Raw genomic sequence first — 19,411 nt, forward strand, 5'->3', positions numbered from 1 at the left:
GCTTGAAGGAATCGACGATGGCTTTCAGCTTCGACCAACTCCGTCAGACGGGGCTCGTGCGCACCGACAACCTGATCGACGGTCAATGGGTTGCCAGCACAGACGGCGCACGCTTTGCCGTGACGGACCCTGCCACCGGCAGCCTCATCGCCAACGTGCCTGACAGCAGCGCCGCAGACGCGCGTGCCGCCACCGACGCGGCAGCACGCGCCTTTCCCGCGTGGCGCGATACGCTGCCTGCCGAACGCGCTGCAATCTTGCGCCGCTGGCACGCGGCCATCGTCGCCAATGCCGATGCGCTGGGGCGGCTGATTTCGCTGGAGCAGGGCAAGCCGTTTGCCGAAGGGCGCGGCGAGGTCATGTACGGCGCCTCGTACGTCGCGTGGTTTGCCGATGAGGCCACGCGCATCTATGGCGATCTGATCCCGCAGCAGCAGCGCGGCAAGCGAATGAGCGCCGTCAAGGAGCCCGTGGGTATCGTGGCGGCCATCACGCCGTGGAATTTCCCGCTGGCGATGATTGCGCGCAAGATCGCGCCGGCGCTGGCGGCGGGCTGTACCGTTGTCGCCAAGCCGGCGGAAGACACGCCGCTCACGGCGCTCGCGCTGGCGCAGCTTGCGCAGGAAGCGGGGCTGCCGCCGGGCGTGCTGAACATGATTTCCGCCTCGCGTGATCGCGGCATCGAAGCCGTGGCCGATTGGCTGCACGACAGCCGCGTGCGCAAGATCACCTTTACGGGCTCCACGCCGGTGGGCAAGCATCTGGCACGCGAATCGGCGGGCACGCTGAAGAAGCTGTCGCTGGAGCTGGGCGGCAACGCGCCGTTCATCGTGTTTGACGACGCGGACCTCGATGCGGCCATCACGGGTTTGCTGGCGGCCAAGTTCCGCAACGGCGGCCAGACGTGCGTGTGCCCGAATCGCGTCTACGTGCAGGCCGGCGTGTATGAGCGCTTTGGTGCCATGTTAGCCGAGCGGGTTTCCGCGCTGAAAGTTGCACCCGCCACCGATCCGGATGCGCAGATCGGCCCGATGATCAACGCCCGCGCTGTCGACAAGATCGAACGCCACGTGCAGGACGCCGTCGCCAACGGTGCGCGCGTGCTGGCCGGTGGCAAGCGCTTGCCGGAAGTTGGCGAACACTTCTATGCGCCCACCGTGCTGGCCGACGCCAACAGCGGCATGGCCCTGTGCGGCGAAGAAACGTTCGGCCCCGTTGCGCCGCTGTTCCGCTTTGTCGATGAAGCCGAAGCCGTGCAAGCCGCCAACGACACGCCGTTCGGCCTCGCGTCGTACTTCTACACGCAGGACATCCGCCGCATCGAGCGGGTATCACGCGCGCTGGAAGCGGGCATCGTCGGCATCAATGAAGGCGCGCTTGCCAGCGAGGCGGCGCCCTTTGGCGGCGTGAAGGAATCGGGCTACGGCCGCGAGGGCTCCAAGTACGGGCTCGACGATTATCTGTCGATCAAGTACCTGTGCCAGGGCGGGTTGAACTAGCGCGCTGAATCCCAGAAGCGTTGTGCACGGAACGGGCGAGCATCCACGGTGGGTGTCTCGCCCGTCATCATTTCTGCAATTAATCGCCCGGTAATCGGCCCCAACGTCAGGCCGTGGTGTGCATGGCCGAACGCGAACCACAGGCTGGGATGATGCGGCGCGGGCCCGATGATCGGCAACATGTCGGGCGTGCAGGGGCGAGCGCCCATCCACGGTTCCGCATCCACACGTTCGGCCAGCGGAAAGAGCTTGCGGGCGACGGGCTCGACGGCGTTGAGTTGCACGGGCGTCTTGGGTGCATCGCGGTGCGCGAGTTCCGCGCCGGTCGTCAGGCGAATGCCGCGCGCCATCGGTGCGAGCACATATCCGCCGTCGGCATCAAGCACGGGATGGTTCAACTGCGCACCTTGCGCGGGCGCGTAGTGCATGTGGTACCCGCGCTTGACGGCCAGCGGCAGGCTGTAGCCCAGGCGCGAGGTGATGACGTCCGCCCAGGGGCCCATGGCGATGACGACGTTGTCGGCGCGCAGCTCGCCTTCCTTGGTTTGCAGCAGCCACGGTGCGTTGGGCGTGAGCGTGTTGGCATCGGCTTCAAACAGGCGGCCGCCGAGTTGCTGGAAGTATTTCGCGTAGGCCGTGACCAGGGCGTTCGGGTCGCTCACGGAATCGGCTTCTGTGTAGCGCAGACCGCCCAGCAGCGATGTATCCAGATGCGGTTCAACCGTGCGCAGGCGCGCAGGGTCCAGCGCTTCAAAGGCGACGCCGTACTCGCGTTGCCAGCGTTCGACGTTGCGGGTTTCCTTGTCCTGCGTGGCCGTGTTGCGGAAGACCTTGATCCAGCCGCTGGGGCGGATCAGATGCATGGCGCCGGCGGCTTCGGCCAGTGCGCGGTGCTCACTCACGCTATGTGCGATGAGCGGCGCATACGCACGTGCAATCGCCGCGTGCCGCGTGGGGTGCGAATTGCGCCAGTACTGCCACAGAAACGGCAGCAGCCGGGGCAGATCGCCCAGGTGGTAATGCACGTCCGCCGACGTATTGCTCGCATAACGCAACAGCGTCGACAGGTCGCGCGGGAACGCATACGGATACACACCCTCGCGCTGGATCAGCCCGGCGTTGCCGAACGACGTCTCAAAGCCCGGCGCGCGGCGGTCCACCAGGGCGACGGCGCGCCCGCGTTTCTGCAGATGCACCGCCACCGATACGCCGACAATGCCGGCGCCCAGCACAAGGGTGTCGAAGCGCATGGCAACCCGCTCCTTAACGCTTGGCCAACGCCGTGACGGCAATTTCCACGTCAATGCCCGGGCGCATCAGGCCTGACTGCACGCAGGCGCGTGTGGGTGCGTGGCCGGCCGGCGCCCGGGCCTCCCAGGCCGCGTTCAGCTCGGCAAAGTGCTTGGCATCGGTCAACCAGATGTTGGCGGAAATCAGTCGCGTCTTGTCCACGCCCTCTTCGGCGAGCAGGGCATCGATGCGCTCGAGGATATTGTTGGTCTGCTCCGTCACCGACAGGAAATCGACGCCGGGCACTTGCCCGGCCAGATGCACGATGCCGTTGGCGATCACGATCTGGCTCATGCGGGCGTTGGTGTGGAGGCGTTGGATATCGATCATGTCGAGGAGGTCGTTGTAGGTTCAGACGGCCGAGGTGCCCATGCCGCTCGTGGCGGCATCGAACACCGGCGGCGCGGTGACGATGGATTGGAGTGCAGGCGTCGGTTGCGTGAGCTTGGCGAGGTCTGGACGCGGCCGCCGCAGCGTATCAGACGCATCGAAAGCCTGCTCAAGCGCATGCGCCACGGCAAGCGTTCTGCGGTCGCCGTGAAAGGGCCCGACGATCTGCAGGCCGAACGGCATGCCCGCGTGGTCAACACCGCATGGCAAGGAGATCGCTGGGTGCGTGGTCAGCGTGACGACGTACGTCAGCGCCAGCCAGCGGTAATAGTTCTCCTGCGCGCGGCCGTCGATGTGCGTGGCATACAGCTCGCTCCATGGAAACGGCGACACCGGCGTCGTGGGCGACAGAATCACGTCGTACTGGCCGAAGGCCGCCTGGAAGCGCTTGAGGATGCGCGTCTGTTCAGCCTGGGCCCACGCGCAGTCAGCGAGCGTCATGGCGGCGCCCAGTTCATAGTTGGCGCGCGAGTTGGGGCCGATCGACGCCGGGTCGCGCGTATAGGCATCGTGCAGGCCGGCGACGAAGCTCTCTGCGCGGATCACGTCAAAGCAGCGATGCACCTCGCCCAGGTCGAACTGCACGGGTTCGCACGACCGGAACATCGGCGCGATGGCGGCAATGCGCTCGCGGAAGACCGTGCGGATGCTGGCATCGACATCGCAGCAGCCGAAGTCCTCTGTCCAGCCGACGCGCAGGGTGGAGAGATCGACGGGTGCGGGCGTGGCAAAGCTCAGTGGATCGACGTGAAAGCTGAGCGGATCGCTTGCCGCCAGGCCCGCCGTGGCGGCCAGTTGCAGGCAGGCTTCGGCCACGGTGCGTCCCATCGGGCCGACCACCGAAATGGGCGTCCAGCCGAGTTTCTTGCGCGAATTCGGCACCAGACCCGGCGATGGCCGAAAGCCGACCACACCGCATTTGGAGGCCGGAATGCGCAGCGAGCCGCCGGTGTCGGAGCCCGTGCAGACGGGCAGCATGTCGCACGCCAGCGCCGCTGCCGCCCCGCCCGACGAACCGCCTGCATTCAGCATCGGGTTGAACGGGTTGCCTGTCGCGCCCCACACCGGGTTGCGCGTGTTGGCGCCGGCACCGAACTCCGGCACGTTGGTCTTTGCCACCAGCACGGCGCCCGCTGCGCGCAAGCGCTCGACCAGCAGCACATCCTGCGTCGGCACGTTGCTGCGTGCGGTGGGCGAGCCATACGTGGTAAGCAGGCCGGCGGTGTCTTCCAGATCCTTCACGCCCAGCGGCAGGCCGTGCAGCAGGCCGAGCGGTTCGCCATTGAGCACGGCACGCTCGGCCGCACGGGCGGCGTCGCGGGCGTGGCTGTAGCACGTCGCCGTGATGGCATTCACGGCTGGGTTGATGGCTTCGATCCGCTCGATGCAGGCGTCGAGCAACTCGACGGGCGAGATTTCCTTGGCGCCGATCATCCGACGCAATTCCACGGCAGAACGGCTGACGAGTGTGTCGTTGTGCGACATGAACATTCCCTTTAAAGCGCTTCGCCGGTACGGTCCCGCAGCCAGATCACCGGCACCAGTGACACCAGGCATGCCGCCGCCACATACCACGCCGGCGCCAGCGGGTTGCCCGTGCGCTCCACCAGCCAGCTCGCGATGAACGGCGAGAACCCGCCGAAGAACGATGCGCTCACCACATACGTGAGTGCAATGCCGGTGGCGCGCACATGCTTGGGAAACAGCTCCGGGATCATCACCAGCACGGGCACGATCTGCGCGGCGACGAATACCGCCAGCAATGCGGATACCGCGTACAGCGCCAGCGGCGTTGGATGCGCGCCCAGAAAGGCAAACGCGGGGTAGACCGCCAGCAGCATGATGATGCGCGAGGTGACCAGCAAGCGCTTGCGGGTGTAGCGATCGGCCATGCGCCCGGCAATCGGTGCGGCCACAAACAGGACGAGCGAACTGACCACGCCGGAAGCCACTGCCGCCGTGGGCGACATATGCAGCGTGCGCACCGCGTGACTCGGCAGGAAGAACGCGGTGATGTACACCGACACCGAGCCGCCAAGCTCTGCAAAGGTGCCGAGAATGGTCAGCTTCAGATGTGTGGTCAGCGCGGCCTTGAGGGCGCCCTGCGGCTTGGCGTGACCGGGCGCTGCATCGCGGCGGTCGAGCGTTTCTTCCAGCCGGCGGCGGATCAGCATGCCGGCTGGCGCGGCAAAAATGCCCAGCAGGAATGGCAGCCGCCAGCCCCAGGCGAGCACCGCCTCTTTGGACAGCGTCACGTTGATGAGTGTGGCGACCGCCGCGCCCAGCGCGAGCCCCAGTGCGGTTGCCGCAAAGTTCCAGCTCGCAAAGAACGCCCGGGTGCGGTCGCTGGCGTACTCGACCAGCAGCGTGGTGCCGGGCCCGAATTCGCCACCTGCTGCAAAGCCCTGCATCAGGCGCGCGGCAAGCACGATCATCGGCGCGAAGATGCCGGCCGTGGCGTAGGTGGGCGCCGTGGCGATCAGCGCGCACGACAGCGCCATCATCATGATGGTCAGCACCATCGCCTTCTTGCGGCCGACGCGGTCAGCATAGGCACCGATGATGACGCCGCCGAGCGGCCGCACCACAAAGCCCACGCCAAACACCCCGATCGACAACAGAAACTGGTTCACCGGCGATGCCGATGGAAAGAACAGTTGCCCGATCTGGATGGCGAAGTAGCTGTAGATGGTGAAGTCGTAGAACTCCAGCGCTGTGCCGATGGTAGTGGCGGCAATGACTTGCGTGCGTGACAGCGCGGGGCGGCTGTCGAGGGCGAGTGTCGACACGGGCTGCTCTCCTAGGTTGGAGGCTGGGGAGGGTTTGAGTTATCGTATACGAGAAAAATCAAATTCTCGTATACGAGAAAACCCGGAGACATGCGTGGCATCCAGCGCAAAAGCGGCTATCCAGGCCCATCCAATCGACGAGGCACCGGCGCAGCTCAATCACCAAGAGGTCGGCGCGCGCATTCGCGAGGCACGCAAGGCGCGCGGGCTGACGCTGCAAGAGCTGTCGGAGCGCTCTGGCGTGGCGCTGTCGACCATCTCCAAAGCCGAGCGCGGCGACATTGCGCTGACGTATGAAAAGTTTGCCGGCCTGGCGCAGGCATTGGGGCTGGAGTTCGAGCAACTGCTCGGCCGGCGCCGCACGCCGGATGCCGGACCATTGCGCCCGACCTTCACGCCCTCGGGCGGCCAAGTCATCTATGACACGCCGAATTACGAATACGGCATGCTGGCCGATGCACTGACCGGCAAACGCATGTTGCCGATGCGCGCGCACATCCGCGCACGCTCGGTCGACGACTTTCCCGATTACATCCGCCACCCCGGCGAGGAGTTCGTCTTCGTGCTGGGCGGCGAGATCGAACTGCGCTTCGAAAACGGTGAAGCCTTTCGCCTGGCGCCCGGTGACAGCCTGTACTTCGACAGCGCAGTCGGGCACGTCTATCTGTCCGTCAGCAAGGAAGACGCCGAGATACTCGCGTGCTGCACCGGCACCGATGTGCGCGAACTTGGCGACGTGATCTGAGCGGCTGACTTGCGCAGCGCCCGCCCCGCCAGAACATCCGGCGCAGCCTTGCCGTCGGCCACCACCACCGTGCCATTGACCAGCAGCCAGCGCACACGCACGGGCGGCAGCCCCGGCTGTCATAGCGCGCACGGTCGGCGTAGGTGGCAGGGTCGAGGATGACCAGATCGGCAAACTTGCCGGGCTGCACAGTGCCGCGGTCTTTGATGCCGTAGATATCAGCGGTGCGTGCGCTCGCTGACCGGACCAGCGAGCGCAAGGCTCAGGGTGTGGGCGGACAGCAGGCACTGCGGCAAACGGTATGGGCGCATATCGGCTTCCTCGTGGTTTGCAGCGAGTGTAAGGAGCCTGGTTGCCCACATGACATGCAAATGGTTCGGGCCGGTATGCGGAGCGGACATGCAGGGGTTCGCGGTGCAGGAGCGCTTGCGCGCAGGCGTCAATACAACACTCAGCGTTTTCAATATCTGAGTTAAGAACAACTAATCACCCGCAAAGCCTTGCCAGCATTGGATGTGGCAAGACATTGGCGAGAATGTGCGGCTGTCCCCACTTTGGAGGGGGGCAACTGCCTTGCCCCGGTGACACAATCGCGAAAATTCAGAAGTCACGCGGCGCCACATGCGACGCATGGCAGACCCGGTCGGGGAGCTTCATGCAAGAGAGTTGGATGGCAATTTCGGCGGCGCGCGCGCGGGCCCATCACCTGTACGGCGTACGCGGCTGGCTGGTGACACTGCTGTGGCTGAACACGCTGCCGGCGCTGGCGATCGTGCTGGCGATGGGCATGATGCTCACGCTCGGCGAGGCCAACGGCGGGCCGGCGCGGGCGGCGCCGGCGCTGGCTGGGCTCGTCTTCCCGCTGGGGCTCGTTACCCTGGCCTTCTTGCGTGTGCGCTGGTTTCCGATGGTGTGGCTCGGATACGGCGTGCTCCAGCTGCTGGCCACGCTGGCCATGAGCGGCGGCATCCACGCGTGGACCATGCAAGCCTCCGGCGGTACGGCAGGGCGCATGCCCATCACGCTGCTGCTGGCAGCGGAGGCGCTGCTGCTCATCGGCTCGGCAGCGTACGTCTGGTTTTCGCGCCGCGTGCGCGTGACCTATCGGCATGAGGTGCGGCTGACCGATCCTGCTGCAGCACCGGCCGTGTTCGACAAGCCCGCCCCCAATGAAACGCCCTCTGACGCCACCGACCACGCACGCGAACGCGCGGCCCTGCGGCGCGTTGCACAGGAACTGAGTTCCGGGGTGCTGGACACCCGAACCTGGATGCACGTCATGCGGCATCACGCCGACGCCACAGATGGCACCCGCACGGCGGCCTATGTGCGTGCGCGCATGTCAGAGCTGTGTCCGCCGGCGCATGTGCATCCGCCCGTCGTACGCACGTTGTCGACCGGGCTGGGCGCGCTCCTGGTGAGCGTGCTGGCCGCGGGTGTGCTGATGGCTTTGGTGATTGCGCTGGCGCTGCGCATACCTGGCGATGCCACCGATCTGCTTGAAATGCTCGTTGCCGTGGCGCTCACGCTGAGCTGGCTGGGCGGTCTCTTTGTTGGCGCGGGTTTTCTGCGCCGCGTTGCCTGACGCCTACCGCGTGGCTGCTGGCGCAGGCGCGGCGTGGTTCCAGTCGCCGCCCACCGCCTTGACGAGGAACACGCTCGTCGTCATCTGCTGGCCGAGAATCTGCACGGCCGTGCGCTGGTTGTTCAACAGCGATTGCTGCGCGGTGATCACGTCCAACGAGGTTGCGAGCCCGCCTTCGTAGCGCACGCTCGCAATGTCGTAGACCTTGCGGGCGCTTTCCACGGCATGGCGCGCCTGGTTTGCCGCGCGGTCCAGCGATTGCAGCCCGGCCAGTCCATCTTCCACTTCCTGCAACGCGCCCAGCACCGTCTGCCGGTAGTTGGCGATCGCGCCCTGGTAGGCCGCATTGGCAATGTCCACGCGTGCCCGCGTGCGGCCAGCGTCGAACACCGTCTGGGCGATCTGCGTGCCGAACGACCACAGCAGCGTAGGCGCAGAAAACAACAGCGAAAGATCGCGGCTTTCCCAACCGGCGCCGCCGTTGAGCATCACGCTCGGGAAGAAGGCCGCACGTGCCACGCCCACTTGCGCGTTGGCGGCCGCTGCACCGCGCTCTGCGGCGGCCACGTCGGGGCGGCGTTCGATTACGTCGGAGGGCAGCGCCACCGGAATCTGCGGCGCGGTGCCCGCCAGCGGTGCGGGGTCGAGATGGAAGGCCGGGGCCGGTGTACCGACCAGCGTCGCCAGCGCGTGTTCGTACTGCGCGCGTTGCTTGGTCAGCAGTTCGGCCTGCGTGGCGGTGCTGTCCACCAGCGCTTGTTGTTGCGCCAGATCGAGCCCCGAGGCCACGCCGTCCTGATGCCGCGAGGTGACGAAATCGAGCGCCTTATGCTGCAGCGCCAAACCTTCCTGCACCACGGCGATTTCCGCATCGGTCTCGCGCAGGTTGTACCAGGTGGTGGCGACCTGCGCGGCAAGCAGCAGGCGGAAGTTCTCGAAATTGGCGCCCGCCTGCTCTTCACTTGCGGCGGCGTTGGCGACGGTGTTGCGCACGCGGCCGAACAGATCGGCTTCGTAACTCGCGTCGGCGCGCAGGACGAAGTCGCTCTGCACGGTCGACATCGTCGGGCTCGTGTATGAAGAGAGCGGCCGTTCCGACGACGTGCGCGTGCGCGTGTCGTTGTTGGTGGCCGTGAGGGTGGGGAGCAGGCTTGCGCGGGCGACGCGCGTCTGAGCCTGCGCCTGCTCCAGGTTCGACAACGCAACCTTGAGCGATTGGTTGTGCGCCAGCGCCTGCGTGACGAGCTTGTCGAGCTGCGGATCGTTGAAGCGCTGCCACCACGGGCCTTTGGGCGCGGTGTCGGCGGGTTGCGCGGCGCGCCAGGGCGCTTCGGTCTGCCAGTGCGCGGGCACGTCCATGGCCGGGCGCTCGTAGGTCGGCGCGAGCGAGCAGCCGGCCAGCGCGGCGATCATCGATGCCACCAGCGTGGTGGTGCGCAACCGCGTCATGATGCATGCGGCGCAGAAGCCGCGGGCGCTGATGCCGGGGCAGGCGTGACGATGGTCACCGCTTCGCCCTGCTCGATGGAATCGGCCGGGTTGAGGATCAGCGCGTCCGTCGCCTTCAGGCCGGAGACGATTTCTACCGTGCGGCCGTAGTCGCGTCCGATGGTGACGGGGCGCAGGTCGACGTGGCCGTTCTCTGCCACGGCGATGCGCGGGCCCTCCTTGCGGAAGAGCAGCGTGTTGGTCGGCACCGTGAATGCAACCGGTGCATCTGCCTTCGCGCTGGCGCCGGCTTCGTCGCCGGTGGCTTTGCCCTTGATGGCGACCTGCACATAGGCGCCGGGCAGCAGGCGACCGTCCTTGTTGGGTAACTGCACTTCCACCTGCATGGTGCGCGTGGTGGCGTCGATGGCGCCGGAGGCGCGCGCGATGGTGCCGTGGAAGGTCTGGCCCGGCAGCTCGGCCAGCGTCACGGCCACGTCCTGCCCGACCTTCACCTGTTGCGAATACGCCTGCGGCACGTAGAGGTAGATGCGCAGCGGATCGGTCTGCGCAAGCGTAAACAGCTCGCGGTTGGCGCCCGCGTTGCCGGCGTTGACCAACGCGCCGACATCGACATTGCGCTTGGTCACCACGCCCGCAAAGGGGGCCACCACGCGGCGGAAGCCTTGCAGTTCCTGCAGGCGGCGCACGTTGGCTTCTGCGGCAGCCAGGTCGGCCTGGGCCTGGTTGGCGGCGCTGGTGCGCTCGTCCAGTTCCTGTTGCGAGACGGCGTCTTTCTGGCGCAGGTTCTGCCAGCGCGTGAGCGAGGTCTGCGCCAGCGCCTTGCGTGCGGCAGCCTGGTTGCGCGTGGCCTGCGCCTGGTTCAGTTCCTGGTCCACTTCTGGCGTGTCGAGCAGCGCCAGCACTTCGCCCTTGTCGACGTGCGCGCCGATGTCCTTGAACCAGCGCAGCACGTAACCGCTGGTGCGCGCATAGATGGGCGATTCAACGTAGCCCTGCAGCGTGCCCGGCAGCGTCAGTTCGCGATTGGTGTGGGCCGGTTTGGGGGCGATGGTGGTGACGTAGCGGCTGGTCTGCGCGTTCACCTGCCGCTCCAGCGCATGCGCGTTGTAGTACCGGCCGACCAGCGTGCGTGCAGCGCCCAGCGCCAGCACCACCCCTACTGCAATCACGACCCAGCGTGCGCGGCGCATGGCGGGGCCGCGGTCGACCTGTTCGATCGGGTCCACCGTGACGACGTGGTGGGGCGGGCCGCCCGCGAGGTGCCCCGAATGCGGCCCTGAATGCGGCCCTGAATGGGCACCGGATGTTTGTTCAGACATGTCCTTCGCTTCCCCGCAAATCGTGACTACGCCGGGCGGCGCGCCGCTGCAATCTGTTGTGCACGCTGGCAAACACCACCGGAACAAAGAAGAGGGTCGAGACGGTCGCAAACAGCAAACCGCCGATCACCGCGCGCCCAAGCGGCGCGTTCTGTTCTGCGCCTTCGCCCAGGCCCAACGCCATGGGCACCATGCCGATGATCATCGCCAGGGCCGTCATCAACACCGGGCGCAGGCGTGTGGCGCCCGCTTCCAGCGCGGCCTGCACAGGCGCAATGCCTTCGGCCAATCGCTCCCGGGCGAACGAGATCAACAGAATCGAGTTGGCCGTCGCCACACCCATCGTCATGATCGCGCCCGTGAGTGACGGCACCGACAGCGTGGTCCCCGTCACGAACAGCATCCAGGCGATGCCCGCCAGCGCGGCCGGCAGGGCCGTCACGATGATGAGCGGGTCGATCCACGACTGGAAGTTCACGACGATCAGCAGGTACACCAGCACGATCGCCATCACCAGCCCCACACCCAGGCCAACGAAGGACGATTCCATTGTCTTCACCTGGCCGCGCACCGTGACCTGTGCGCCGCGCGGCAGCTTGGGACGAATGTCGTCAACGGCTTTCTGCACTTCCTTGGCGACGGCGCCCAGGTCGCGGCCCTGCACGGCGGCGTACACATCCACCACGGGCGTGATGTCGTAATGCGAGACAACCTGCGGCTGCACCCCGGGGCCGACCTGCACGAGGTTGCCCAGCAACTGCGGGCCGCCTGCCTGTGCAGCGCCACCGCGCGAGCCCGCCACCGGCGTGCGCAGCAGCGCATCAAGAGAGTCGACGCGGTACTGCGGGCTTGTGACGGCCACTTGGTACACCACGCCGTTGATCGGGTTCAGCCAGAACGTGGGCGAGGTCTGGAAGCTGGAGCTGAGCGACACCAGCAGGTTCTGCGCCACGTCGCGCCCTTCCAGGCCCACCTGCTGGATGCGGGTGCGGTCCATGTTCAGGGCCAGCGTGGGCTGGTCGAAGCGCTGGTGCACATGTGTATCCACCGCGCCCGGAATCTGCTTGATGCGGTTGGCCAGCATGCCCGCGAGCTGCTTGTTGGTGGCCACGTCTGCGCCCGAGAACTGCACGTCGATGGCCGACGGCAGGCCGAAGTTCAGGATCTGGCTGACGATGTCGGCGGGCTGGAACGCGAACTCCACGCTAGGGAACCGTTTCGGCAGTTCTTCGCGCAGGCGGCGGATGTATTCGGCGCTGGGTTTGCGCTCGCCTTCGTGCAGGGCGATCAGGATTTCGCCGTCGAGCGTGCCGATGGTGCCGGCGTTGCTGTACGACAGGTTGATACCGGAGTTGGGCACGCCCAGGTTGTCGAGGATGGTCGACAGCTCTTTCTTGGGAATGATTTGCCGGATGGTGGTTTCCACCTCGTCGGCCAGGCGCGCTGTCTCTTCAATGCGCATGCCCGACGGTGCCCGCATGTGCAGGCGGATCTGGCCTGCATCCACATCGGGGAAGAAGTCGCGGCCGAGCACCAGGAACAGCGCGCACGACGCCACGCAAAAGCCCAGGAACGACAGTGCAAACACGCGGCGGCGCTCCAGCAACCCGCCCAGGACGGCGGCGTAATTGCCGCGCATGTGCTCGAACTGCGTGTTGAAGGCCCGATAGATGCGGCCGAACGTGCTCGGTTTTGCGTCGGCTTTCTTGGCGTCTTGCGTGTGCCCGGTCATGAGCATCATCACCAGCGTCGGCACCAGCGTGCGCGACAGCACATACGACGCCAGCATGGCGAAGATCACCGCTTCGGCCATCGGCACGAACAGGTAGCGAGCCACGCCTGTGAGGAAGAACATCGGCACGAACACGATGCAGATGCAGAGCGTCGACACAAAGGCCGGCACGGCAATCTCGGCCGCGCCGTCCAGGATGGCGGTAACGGGCTCCTTGCCTTCGTGCAGATGGCGCTCGATGTTCTCGATGGTGACGGTGGCATCGTCCACGAGAATCCCGACCGCGAGTGCGAGGCCACCGAGCGTCATCAGGTTGATGGTCTCGCCCAGCAGGTGCAGCACGATGATCGACGACAGGATCGACAGCGGAATCGACACCGCAATGATGGCCGTGCTGCGCCAGTTGCCGAGGAACAGCAGGATCATGGCGGCCGTCAGACACGCGGCGATGAGCGCCTCGCGAATCACGCCTTCAATGGCCGCTTTCACGAACAGCGACTGGTCGAACAGCGGTGTGATCTTGATGTCTTGCGGAAGCGCCGCCGCGGCGGTGGGCAGCAGCTTGTAGATATTGCTGACGATATCCAGCGTCGACGCACCGCCGTTCTTCAGGATGGACAGCAGCACGCCGCGCTGGCCATCCTGGCGCACCACGTTGGTCTGCGGCGAGAAACCGTCGCGCACATGGGCCACGTCGCCCAGGTACAGCGTCGCGCCGTTGCTGGTCTTGACCGGAATGGCGTTGAGCGCGGCGATGCTGCCGGGCGTGCCGTTGAGCGTGACGCCGTATTCGGTGGCGTCGATCTTTTGCGTGCCCGCTGGCAGGATCAGGTTCTGCGCGCCCACCGCGTTGACGATGTCCACGGGCGTCAAGCCCTGCGCCAGCAGCTTCTGCGTGTCGAGATCGACCGTGATCTGCCGGCTCTTGCCGCCATACGGGAACGGCACGGCGATGCCAGGCACCGTAATCAGGCGCGGGCGCAGGAAGTTCAGCGCCGCATCATTGAGTTCCTGCTCCGACAGCGTGTTGCTCGACAGGCCCAGTTGCAGGATCGGAATGCTCGACGCTGAATACTTGATGATCAGCGGCGGAGTCGTCCCCGGTGGCAACTGCCGCACCTGCGCCTGCGACACCGAAACGATCTGCGCCAGCGCGGTCTGGATGTTGGCCGTCGGCTGGAAGAACACCTTGACGATCGAGATGCCGTTCAACGATTGCGATTCGATGTGCTCGATGTCGTTGACGGTGGTCGTCAGGCTGCGCTCCGTGACTGACACGATGCGGTCGGCCATCTCCTTGGCGGGCAGGCCGTTGTAATTCCAGATGATGCTGACGACCGGAATATCGATTTCCGGAAAGATGTCCGTTGGCGTACGCATGAGCGTAAACGGCGTCGCCAGCAGGATCAGCAGGGCGAGGACGATGAACGTCAGCGGCCTTCGCAGCGCGAGTTGGACAATCCACATGGAGGTGTTTCAGAACCGCGGTGCGTTGATGGGGGACGAAGGCCGCTCGAACGGCGGCGACCAGCCATTCTATCGCCGAGGGGTGTCGATCAGAATGTTCCTATGATCAGACTTTATTACATTGAATAACGGCGGCCGCCGGGGCAACTGAAGGTGCCCGCTCAGCGCAGATTCCGCCCACATTGCAGCAGCAGATCGTGCAGCAATGCGGCGTGCGCGACGTCGATTCCCTGCAACATTTCCTTCTCCAGCCGGCTGACGGCCTCGTCGCATAGCGCCAGCAGCGCGAGCGCTTCGTCGGTCAGGCCCAGCATGACGATGCGGCCGTGCGTCGGATCGGGCGTGCGCGTCACCCAGCCCCGCGCTTCCATCGTCTTCACCACTTCATTGGCCGATTGCGGCGACATGAAAGAGCGTTCCGCCAGTTGCGCGTTCGACAGGCTGCCGCGCGCATGCAGCACAGAGAGCGCGGTGAACTGCGGGACTGTCAGCCCATGCGGCGCCAGCGCCTCGCCCAGGCGGCGCTTGACGATGCGGTCGGTGCGGCCGATCAGGTAGGGCAGTCGGGCAGACGTTGCAGGGGCGCCCTCTTGCGCGGGCTGGGGGGTGTTGCGTTTGGTTCGTGTGGCCGCCATGGATGTGAGTGGGTGTGCACCTATGCAGATGCGCACATTCTGCTACGTGTCGTTCGGATCAGGGTTTACGGCAATGATAATCTCCTTGTGATATCAGGTTACCTGATATTAAATGGGCACCAAGCTGAGACGCGCCGCACACACAAGGCGGCGGGTGTCTCAAGCAAGCCGACTGATCAAGGAGATGGAAATGGCTGATTACCAAGGGCGCTGGCAGACCGTGGACGTGAAGGTGGACCAGGGCATTGCATGGGTGACGTTCAACCGCCCCGAGAAGCGCAACGCCATGAGCCCGACGCTCAACGCGGAGATGATCCAGGTGCTTGAAGCGCTGGAGTTGGATGCCGATGCCAAGGTGCTGGTGCTGACCGGCGCGGGCGATGCATGGACGGCCGGCATGGACTTGAAGGAATACTTCCGCGAAGTGGACGCGGGCCCCGAGATCCTGCAGGAGAAGATCCGCCGCGACGCCTGCCAGTGGCAATGGAAGCTCTTGCGCATGTATGCCAAGCCGACCATCGCGATGGTCAACGGCTGGTGCTTCGGTGGCGGGTTTTCGCCGCTGGTGGCGTGCGATCTGGCGATTGCCGCAGACGAGGCCACCTTCGGTCTGTCGGAGATCAACTGGGGCATCCCGCCGGGCAACCTCGTCAGCAAAGCGATGGCGGATACCGTTGGCCACCGTCAGGCGCTCTACTACATCATGACCGGCGAGACCTTCACAGGCCAGCAGGCCGCCGCCATGGGGCTCGTCAACGAGAGCGTGCCGCGCGCCCACCTGCGCGCCCGCACCGTGGCGCTGGCCGAGAAGCTGCTGGAGAAGAACCCGGTGGTGCTGCGTGCCGCCAAGCACGGCTTCAAGCGCAGCCGCGAGCTGACGTGGGAGCAGAACGAGGACTACCTGTACGCCAAGCTCGACCAGGCCACGCTGCGGGACCCGGAGGGCGGCCGCGAGCAGGGCCTCAAGCAGTTCCTGGACGACAAGTCCATCAAGCCGGGTCTGCAGGCATACAAGCGCGCCTGATCCGCTCCCTCCAACGCCCCCGGAGACGAACCCATGCCTGACGTGACTCAGCTTGTGACCCTGCTGATCGGTGGTCAAAGCCGGCCAGCCGCCAACGGTGCCACCTTCGAGCGCCGCAACCCAGTCAACGACGCGGTCGCCTCGCGCGCGGCGGCTGCCACGCTGGAGGATGCGGACGCCGCCGTGCAGGCCGCCGCCGATGCCTTCCCCGCGTGGGCAGCGCTACCGCCGGGCGAGCGCCGCAAGCGCCTGCTCAAGGCGGCCGACCTGATGGACCAGCACACCGAGGCATTCATCCATGCCGGCGCAGCCGAAACCGGCGCCAGCCCCAACTGGATCGGCTTCAACGTCATGCTGGCGGCCAACATGCTGCGCGAAGCTGCCTCCATGACCACGCAGATCGACGGCAGCGTCATCCCGTCGGATGTGCCGGGCAACTTTGCGATGGCCGTGCGTCAGCCGTGCGGCGTGGTGCTGGGCATTGCGCCGTGGAACGCGCCGGTGATCCTGGGCACGCGCGCGCTGGCGATGCCGCTGGCGTGCGGCAACACGGTCGTGTTGAAGGCCTCGGAGATGTGTCCGGGCGTGCACCGGCTGATCGGCACCGTGCTGCAAGAGGCTGGCTTGGGCGACGGTGTGGTCAACGTGGTGAGCAACGCGCCGGCCGATGCGGCCCAGGTGGTGGAACGCCTGATCGCGCACCCGGCCGTGCGGCGCGTGAACTTCACGGGCTCGACGCACGTGGGGCGCATCATTGCGCAGCACGCCGCGCGGCATCTGAAGCCTGCGCTGCTGGAGCTGGGCGGCAAGGCGCCGGTACTGGTGCTGGACGATGCGGATCTCGACGCCGCGGTGGATGCCATCGCCTTCGGTGCGTTCTTCAACCAGGGGCAGATCTGCATGTCGACCGAACGCGTCATCGTCGATCGCAAGATTGCCGATGCCCTCGTCGACAAGCTGGCCGCCAAGGCGCGCACGCTTCGCGCAGGTGACCCGACCGACGCCACCGCGCAGCTGGGCGCGATGGTGAGCGTGGATGCGGCCAAGCGCGTGCAGGCGCTGGTGGAAGATGCCCGCGCGCTCGGCGCCGCGCTGCCCGTTGGCTTGCACATGGATGGCGCCATCGTGCAGCCGGCCATCGTGGATGGCGTGACGCCTGCCATGCGGCTGTACAACGAGGAATCGTTCGGCCCCGTGGTGACGGTGGCGCGCGTGGATGGCGACGAAGAGGCGATCCGCTTGGCCAACGACAGCGAATACGGCTTGTCGGCCGCCGTGTTCAGCCGCGATGTGTCGCGCGCCATGCGGGTTGCGCAGCGTATCGAATCGGGCATCTGCCACATCAACGGCCCCACCGTGCACGATGAAGCGCAGATGCCGTTTGGCGGCGTGAAGAGCAGTGGCTATGGCCGTTTTGGCGGCAAGGCATCGATTGCGGAATTTACCGAGCTGCGCTGGATCACCTTGCAGAATACGCCGCGCCACTATCCGATTTAACCGATCTGAAGTTCGGCAACCGCCCACCACAACCATAAAACGGGCGGCGCATTCAGGAGACAAGACGTGAATCACGTCGAAATGCAGGCTCAAGGCCGGCAGGTTCAAACCGGGCATCACACGCCGCCCCCGGCAGGTGTGCCAAATCACCCATACAGGCAGGTTGCCGTGAGCGATGCGCCTGCGCGTTGCGAGATGGACGCGCGCGACGGCACCGTCTGGCACGTGCGCAATACCGAGGCGCTTGCCGAGCATCCGCAACGCATGACCGACTGCCTCGTGGCGGGCGCGCAGCGCCATCCGGATCGTGTGCTGGCTGCACGCCGCGGGGCAGACGGCGCGTGGATCAAGCTGACGTATCGCGAGATGCTGGAGCACGCCCGCGCCATCGGCCAGGCGTTGCTGGATCGTGGTGTCTCCACCGAGCGCCCGCTGGCGATTCTGTCCGGCAATGATCTTGAGCATCTGCAGCTGGCACTGGGCGCCATGTGGGCGGGCGTGCCGTATGCGCCGGTGTCGCCGCCGTATGCATTGGTCTCGACGGATTTCGGCAAGCTTCGGCACGTGTTCGACGTGCTCACACCGGGGCTTGTCTATGCGGCAGATGGCACGGCCTTCGCCAAAGCCATCGATGCGGTGGTGCCGGAGGGCGTCGAGGTCATCACGCGCGACGGCGGCTTGCCTGGCCGCACCGCCACGGCGTTCGACGCATTGCTGCAGACGCCCGTAACGACAGCAGACGCCGCGCAGGCCGCAACCGGCCCCGATACGCTGGTGAAGGTGCTCTTCACTTCCGGCTCGACACGCGCGCCCAAGGCCGTGCCGACCACGCACCGCATGCTGTGCAGCAACCAGCAGATGCTGCGCCAGACCATTCCCGAATTTGCCAAGGAGCCGCCGGTGCTGGTGGACTGGCTGCCCTGGAACCACACCTTCGGCGGCAGCCACAACGTTGGCATCGTGCTTTACAACGGCGGCACGCTTTACATCGATGACGGCCGGCCCGTGCCGGGCAAATTCGACGAGACCCTGCGCAACCTGCACGAGATCGCGCCCACCGCGTATTTCAACGTGCCCAAGGGGTGGGAAGAACTCGCGCTGGCGCTGGAACGGGACCCGGCATTGCGCGAGCGCTTCTTCTCGCGCGTGAAGCTCTACTTCTTTGGCGGTGCCGGGCTGTCGCAAGAGGCATGGGACCGGCTGGAGCGCGTGACCGGCCAGCACTGCGGCGAGCGCATCCGCATCATGGCCGGGCTGGGCATGACCGAGACCTCGCCGTGCTGCCTGTTCACCACCGCGCCGATCATGCGCTCCGGCTATGTCGGCACGCCGGCACCGGGGTGCGAACTCAAGCTCGTGCCCGTGGGCGACAAGCTGGAGGCGCGTTTTCGCGGGCCGCACGTCATGCGTGGCTACTGGCGCCTGGGCGAAGAGCCCGCGGCTCCCGTCTTCGACGAAGACGGCTATTACTGCAGCGGCGACGCGCTGCGTTTCTACGACCCGGAGCACCCCGAGAAAGGCCTCGTCTTCGATGGCCGCATCGCGGAGGACTTCAAGCTCAGCTCCGGCACCTTCGTGAGCGTGGGGCCGTTGCGCGCCCGCGTGATCGCGGCGGGCGCGCCGTACGTGCAGGACGTGGTGATTGCCGGCATGAACCGTGACGACATCGGCTTGCTGGTATTTCCGCAAATGGAGCGATGCCGCAGCCTGTCTGGCCTGCCGCCCACCGCGGGCGTGGCCGAAGTATTGGCTGCCCCCGCCGTGCGCGCCGCATTTGCCGCGCTGCTGCATGAACTGAACGCCACGGCCACCGGCAGCGCCACGCGCGTGGCGCGGCTGCGCTTGCTTGACGCGCCGCCGTCGCTGGACCGTGGCGAGATCACCGACAAGGGCACGCTCAACCAGCGTGCCGTGCTGACCCACCGTGCAGAGCAGGTCGACACGCTGTATCGCGATGGCGATCCCGCTGTCATCCGCGCGGGCTGAT

The 19,411-nt window shown here is 66.2% G+C and carries 14 protein-coding genes; 6 read left to right on the forward strand and 8 right to left on the reverse strand.

Annotated features, from left to right (window positions below):
- Nucleotides 1-17 precede the first annotated feature (17 nt).
- Nucleotides 18-1,499: an NAD-dependent succinate-semialdehyde dehydrogenase gene (locus DOD19_RS17495; RefSeq protein WP_112187215.1), complete on the forward strand. Its 1,482-nt coding sequence runs from the start codon at nt 18-20 to the stop codon at nt 1,497-1,499.
- Here the strand turns inward: DOD19_RS17495 and DOD19_RS17500 are convergent.
- The 4 genes from DOD19_RS17500 to DOD19_RS17515 are packed head-to-tail and all read right to left on the reverse strand — an operon-like array spanning nt 1,496 to nt 5,968.
- Nucleotides 1,496-2,749 (reverse strand): FAD-binding oxidoreductase, encoded by a 1,254-nt coding sequence (locus DOD19_RS17500; RefSeq protein ID WP_112186864.1) that lies wholly within the window; start codon nt 2,747-2,749, stop codon nt 1,496-1,498. The genes DOD19_RS17495 and DOD19_RS17500 overlap by 4 nt on opposite strands.
- Before the next feature lie 13 nt (nt 2,750-2,762).
- Entirely contained in the window at nt 2,763-3,119 is a 357-nt protein-coding gene (locus DOD19_RS17505; RefSeq protein ID WP_112186865.1) for a RidA family protein, read from the reverse strand.
- Nucleotides 3,120-3,140: 21 nt separating this feature from the next.
- Nucleotides 3,141-4,664, reverse strand: a complete 1,524-nt coding sequence (locus tag DOD19_RS17510) for an amidase family protein (protein ID WP_112187217.1) — start codon at nt 4,662-4,664, stop codon at nt 3,141-3,143.
- Nucleotides 4,665-4,675: 11 nt separating this feature from the next.
- Nucleotides 4,676-5,968, reverse strand: a complete 1,293-nt coding sequence (locus tag DOD19_RS17515) for an MFS transporter (protein ID WP_024977977.1) — start codon at nt 5,966-5,968, stop codon at nt 4,676-4,678.
- A gap of 94 nt (nt 5,969-6,062) precedes the next feature.
- Here DOD19_RS17515 and DOD19_RS17520 point away from each other — a divergent pair, with 94 nt between their 5' ends.
- On the forward strand, nt 6,063-6,713 hold the full coding sequence (locus tag DOD19_RS17520; protein WP_024977976.1) for an XRE family transcriptional regulator: 651 nt from the start codon (nt 6,063-6,065) through the stop codon (nt 6,711-6,713).
- 670 nt (nt 6,714-7,383) lie between these two features.
- Nucleotides 7,384-8,298, forward strand: coding sequence for a hypothetical protein (locus DOD19_RS17530; RefSeq protein WP_239498029.1), 915 nt, complete (start codon nt 7,384-7,386; stop codon nt 8,296-8,298).
- Nucleotides 8,299-8,301: 3 nt separating this feature from the next.
- On the opposite strand, the gene DOD19_RS17535 is transcribed toward DOD19_RS17530, so the two are convergent.
- From DOD19_RS17535 to DOD19_RS17550, 4 genes are all read right to left on the reverse strand, one after another.
- Nucleotides 8,302-9,747 (reverse strand): efflux transporter outer membrane subunit, encoded by a 1,446-nt coding sequence (locus tag DOD19_RS17535; RefSeq protein WP_112186867.1) that lies wholly within the window; start codon nt 9,745-9,747, stop codon nt 8,302-8,304.
- Nucleotides 9,744-11,069, reverse strand: coding sequence for an efflux RND transporter periplasmic adaptor subunit (locus DOD19_RS17540; RefSeq protein ID WP_112186868.1), 1,326 nt, complete (start codon nt 11,067-11,069; stop codon nt 9,744-9,746). The genes DOD19_RS17535 and DOD19_RS17540 overlap by 4 nt, the downstream gene beginning before the upstream one ends.
- A complete protein-coding gene (locus tag DOD19_RS17545) occupies nt 11,062-14,268 on the reverse strand; it encodes an efflux RND transporter permease subunit (protein ID WP_024977972.1) in 3,207 nt (1,068 codons plus the stop codon). Before DOD19_RS17545 ends, DOD19_RS17540 begins: the two co-directional genes overlap by 8 nt.
- A 161-nt stretch (nt 14,269-14,429) precedes the next feature.
- Nucleotides 14,430-14,903 carry a MarR family transcriptional regulator gene (locus tag DOD19_RS17550; protein ID WP_024977971.1) on the reverse strand — a complete coding sequence of 158 codons (474 nt, stop codon included), beginning with the start codon at nt 14,901-14,903 and terminating at the stop codon, nt 14,430-14,432.
- A 190-nt stretch (nt 14,904-15,093) separates the two neighbouring features.
- Between DOD19_RS17550 and DOD19_RS17555 the strand changes: the two genes are divergently transcribed.
- The 3 genes from DOD19_RS17555 (at nt 15,094) to DOD19_RS17565 (ending at nt 19,410) form a co-directional block, all read left to right on the forward strand.
- Nucleotides 15,094-15,927: a p-hydroxycinnamoyl CoA hydratase/lyase gene (locus DOD19_RS17555; protein WP_024977970.1), complete on the forward strand. Its 834-nt coding sequence runs from the start codon at nt 15,094-15,096 to the stop codon at nt 15,925-15,927.
- Between the two features lie 33 nt (nt 15,928-15,960).
- Nucleotides 15,961-17,424, forward strand: a complete 1,464-nt coding sequence (locus DOD19_RS17560) for an aldehyde dehydrogenase (protein ID WP_112186869.1) — start codon at nt 15,961-15,963, stop codon at nt 17,422-17,424.
- Nucleotides 17,425-17,505: 81 nt separating this feature from the next.
- Complete coding sequence (locus DOD19_RS17565; RefSeq protein WP_112187219.1) at nt 17,506-19,410, forward strand: feruloyl-CoA synthase; 1,905 nt, start codon at nt 17,506-17,508, stop codon at nt 19,408-19,410.
- Nucleotide 19,411: the final 1 nt, after the last annotated feature.

The organism is Ralstonia sp. GX3-BWBA, assembly GCF_003290055.1.
Classification (GTDB): domain Bacteria; phylum Pseudomonadota; class Gammaproteobacteria; order Burkholderiales; family Burkholderiaceae; genus Ralstonia; species Ralstonia holmesii.

Bases quoted from the DNA above. Each gene is read 5' to 3' on its own strand.
- DOD19_RS17495 (WP_112187215.1), top strand. From the start codon at position 18: ATGGCTTTCAGCTTCGACCAACTCCGTCAGACGGGGCTCGTGCGCACC.
- DOD19_RS17500 (WP_112186864.1), bottom strand. From the start codon at position 2,749: ATGCGCTTCGACACCCTTGTGCTGGGCGCCGGCATTGTCGGCGTATCG.
- DOD19_RS17505 (WP_112186865.1), bottom strand. From the start codon at position 3,119: ATGATCGATATCCAACGCCTCCACACCAACGCCCGCATGAGCCAGATC.
- DOD19_RS17510 (WP_112187217.1), bottom strand. From the start codon at position 4,664: ATGTCGCACAACGACACACTCGTCAGCCGTTCTGCCGTGGAATTGCGT.
- DOD19_RS17530 (WP_239498029.1), top strand. From the start codon at position 7,384: ATGGCAATTTCGGCGGCGCGCGCGCGGGCCCATCACCTGTACGGCGTA.
- DOD19_RS17535 (WP_112186867.1), bottom strand. From the start codon at position 9,747: ATGACGCGGTTGCGCACCACCACGCTGGTGGCATCGATGATCGCCGCG.
- DOD19_RS17540 (WP_112186868.1), bottom strand. From the start codon at position 11,069: ATGTCTGAACAAACATCCGGTGCCCATTCAGGGCCGCATTCAGGGCCG.
- DOD19_RS17545 (WP_024977972.1), bottom strand. From the start codon at position 14,268: ATGTGGATTGTCCAACTCGCGCTGCGAAGGCCGCTGACGTTCATCGTC.
- DOD19_RS17550 (WP_024977971.1), bottom strand. From the start codon at position 14,903: ATGGCGGCCACACGAACCAAACGCAACACCCCCCAGCCCGCGCAAGAG.
- DOD19_RS17555 (WP_024977970.1), top strand. From the start codon at position 15,094: ATGGCTGATTACCAAGGGCGCTGGCAGACCGTGGACGTGAAGGTGGAC.
- DOD19_RS17560 (WP_112186869.1), top strand. From the start codon at position 15,961: ATGCCTGACGTGACTCAGCTTGTGACCCTGCTGATCGGTGGTCAAAGC.
- DOD19_RS17565 (WP_112187219.1), top strand. From the start codon at position 17,506: ATGCAGGCTCAAGGCCGGCAGGTTCAAACCGGGCATCACACGCCGCCC.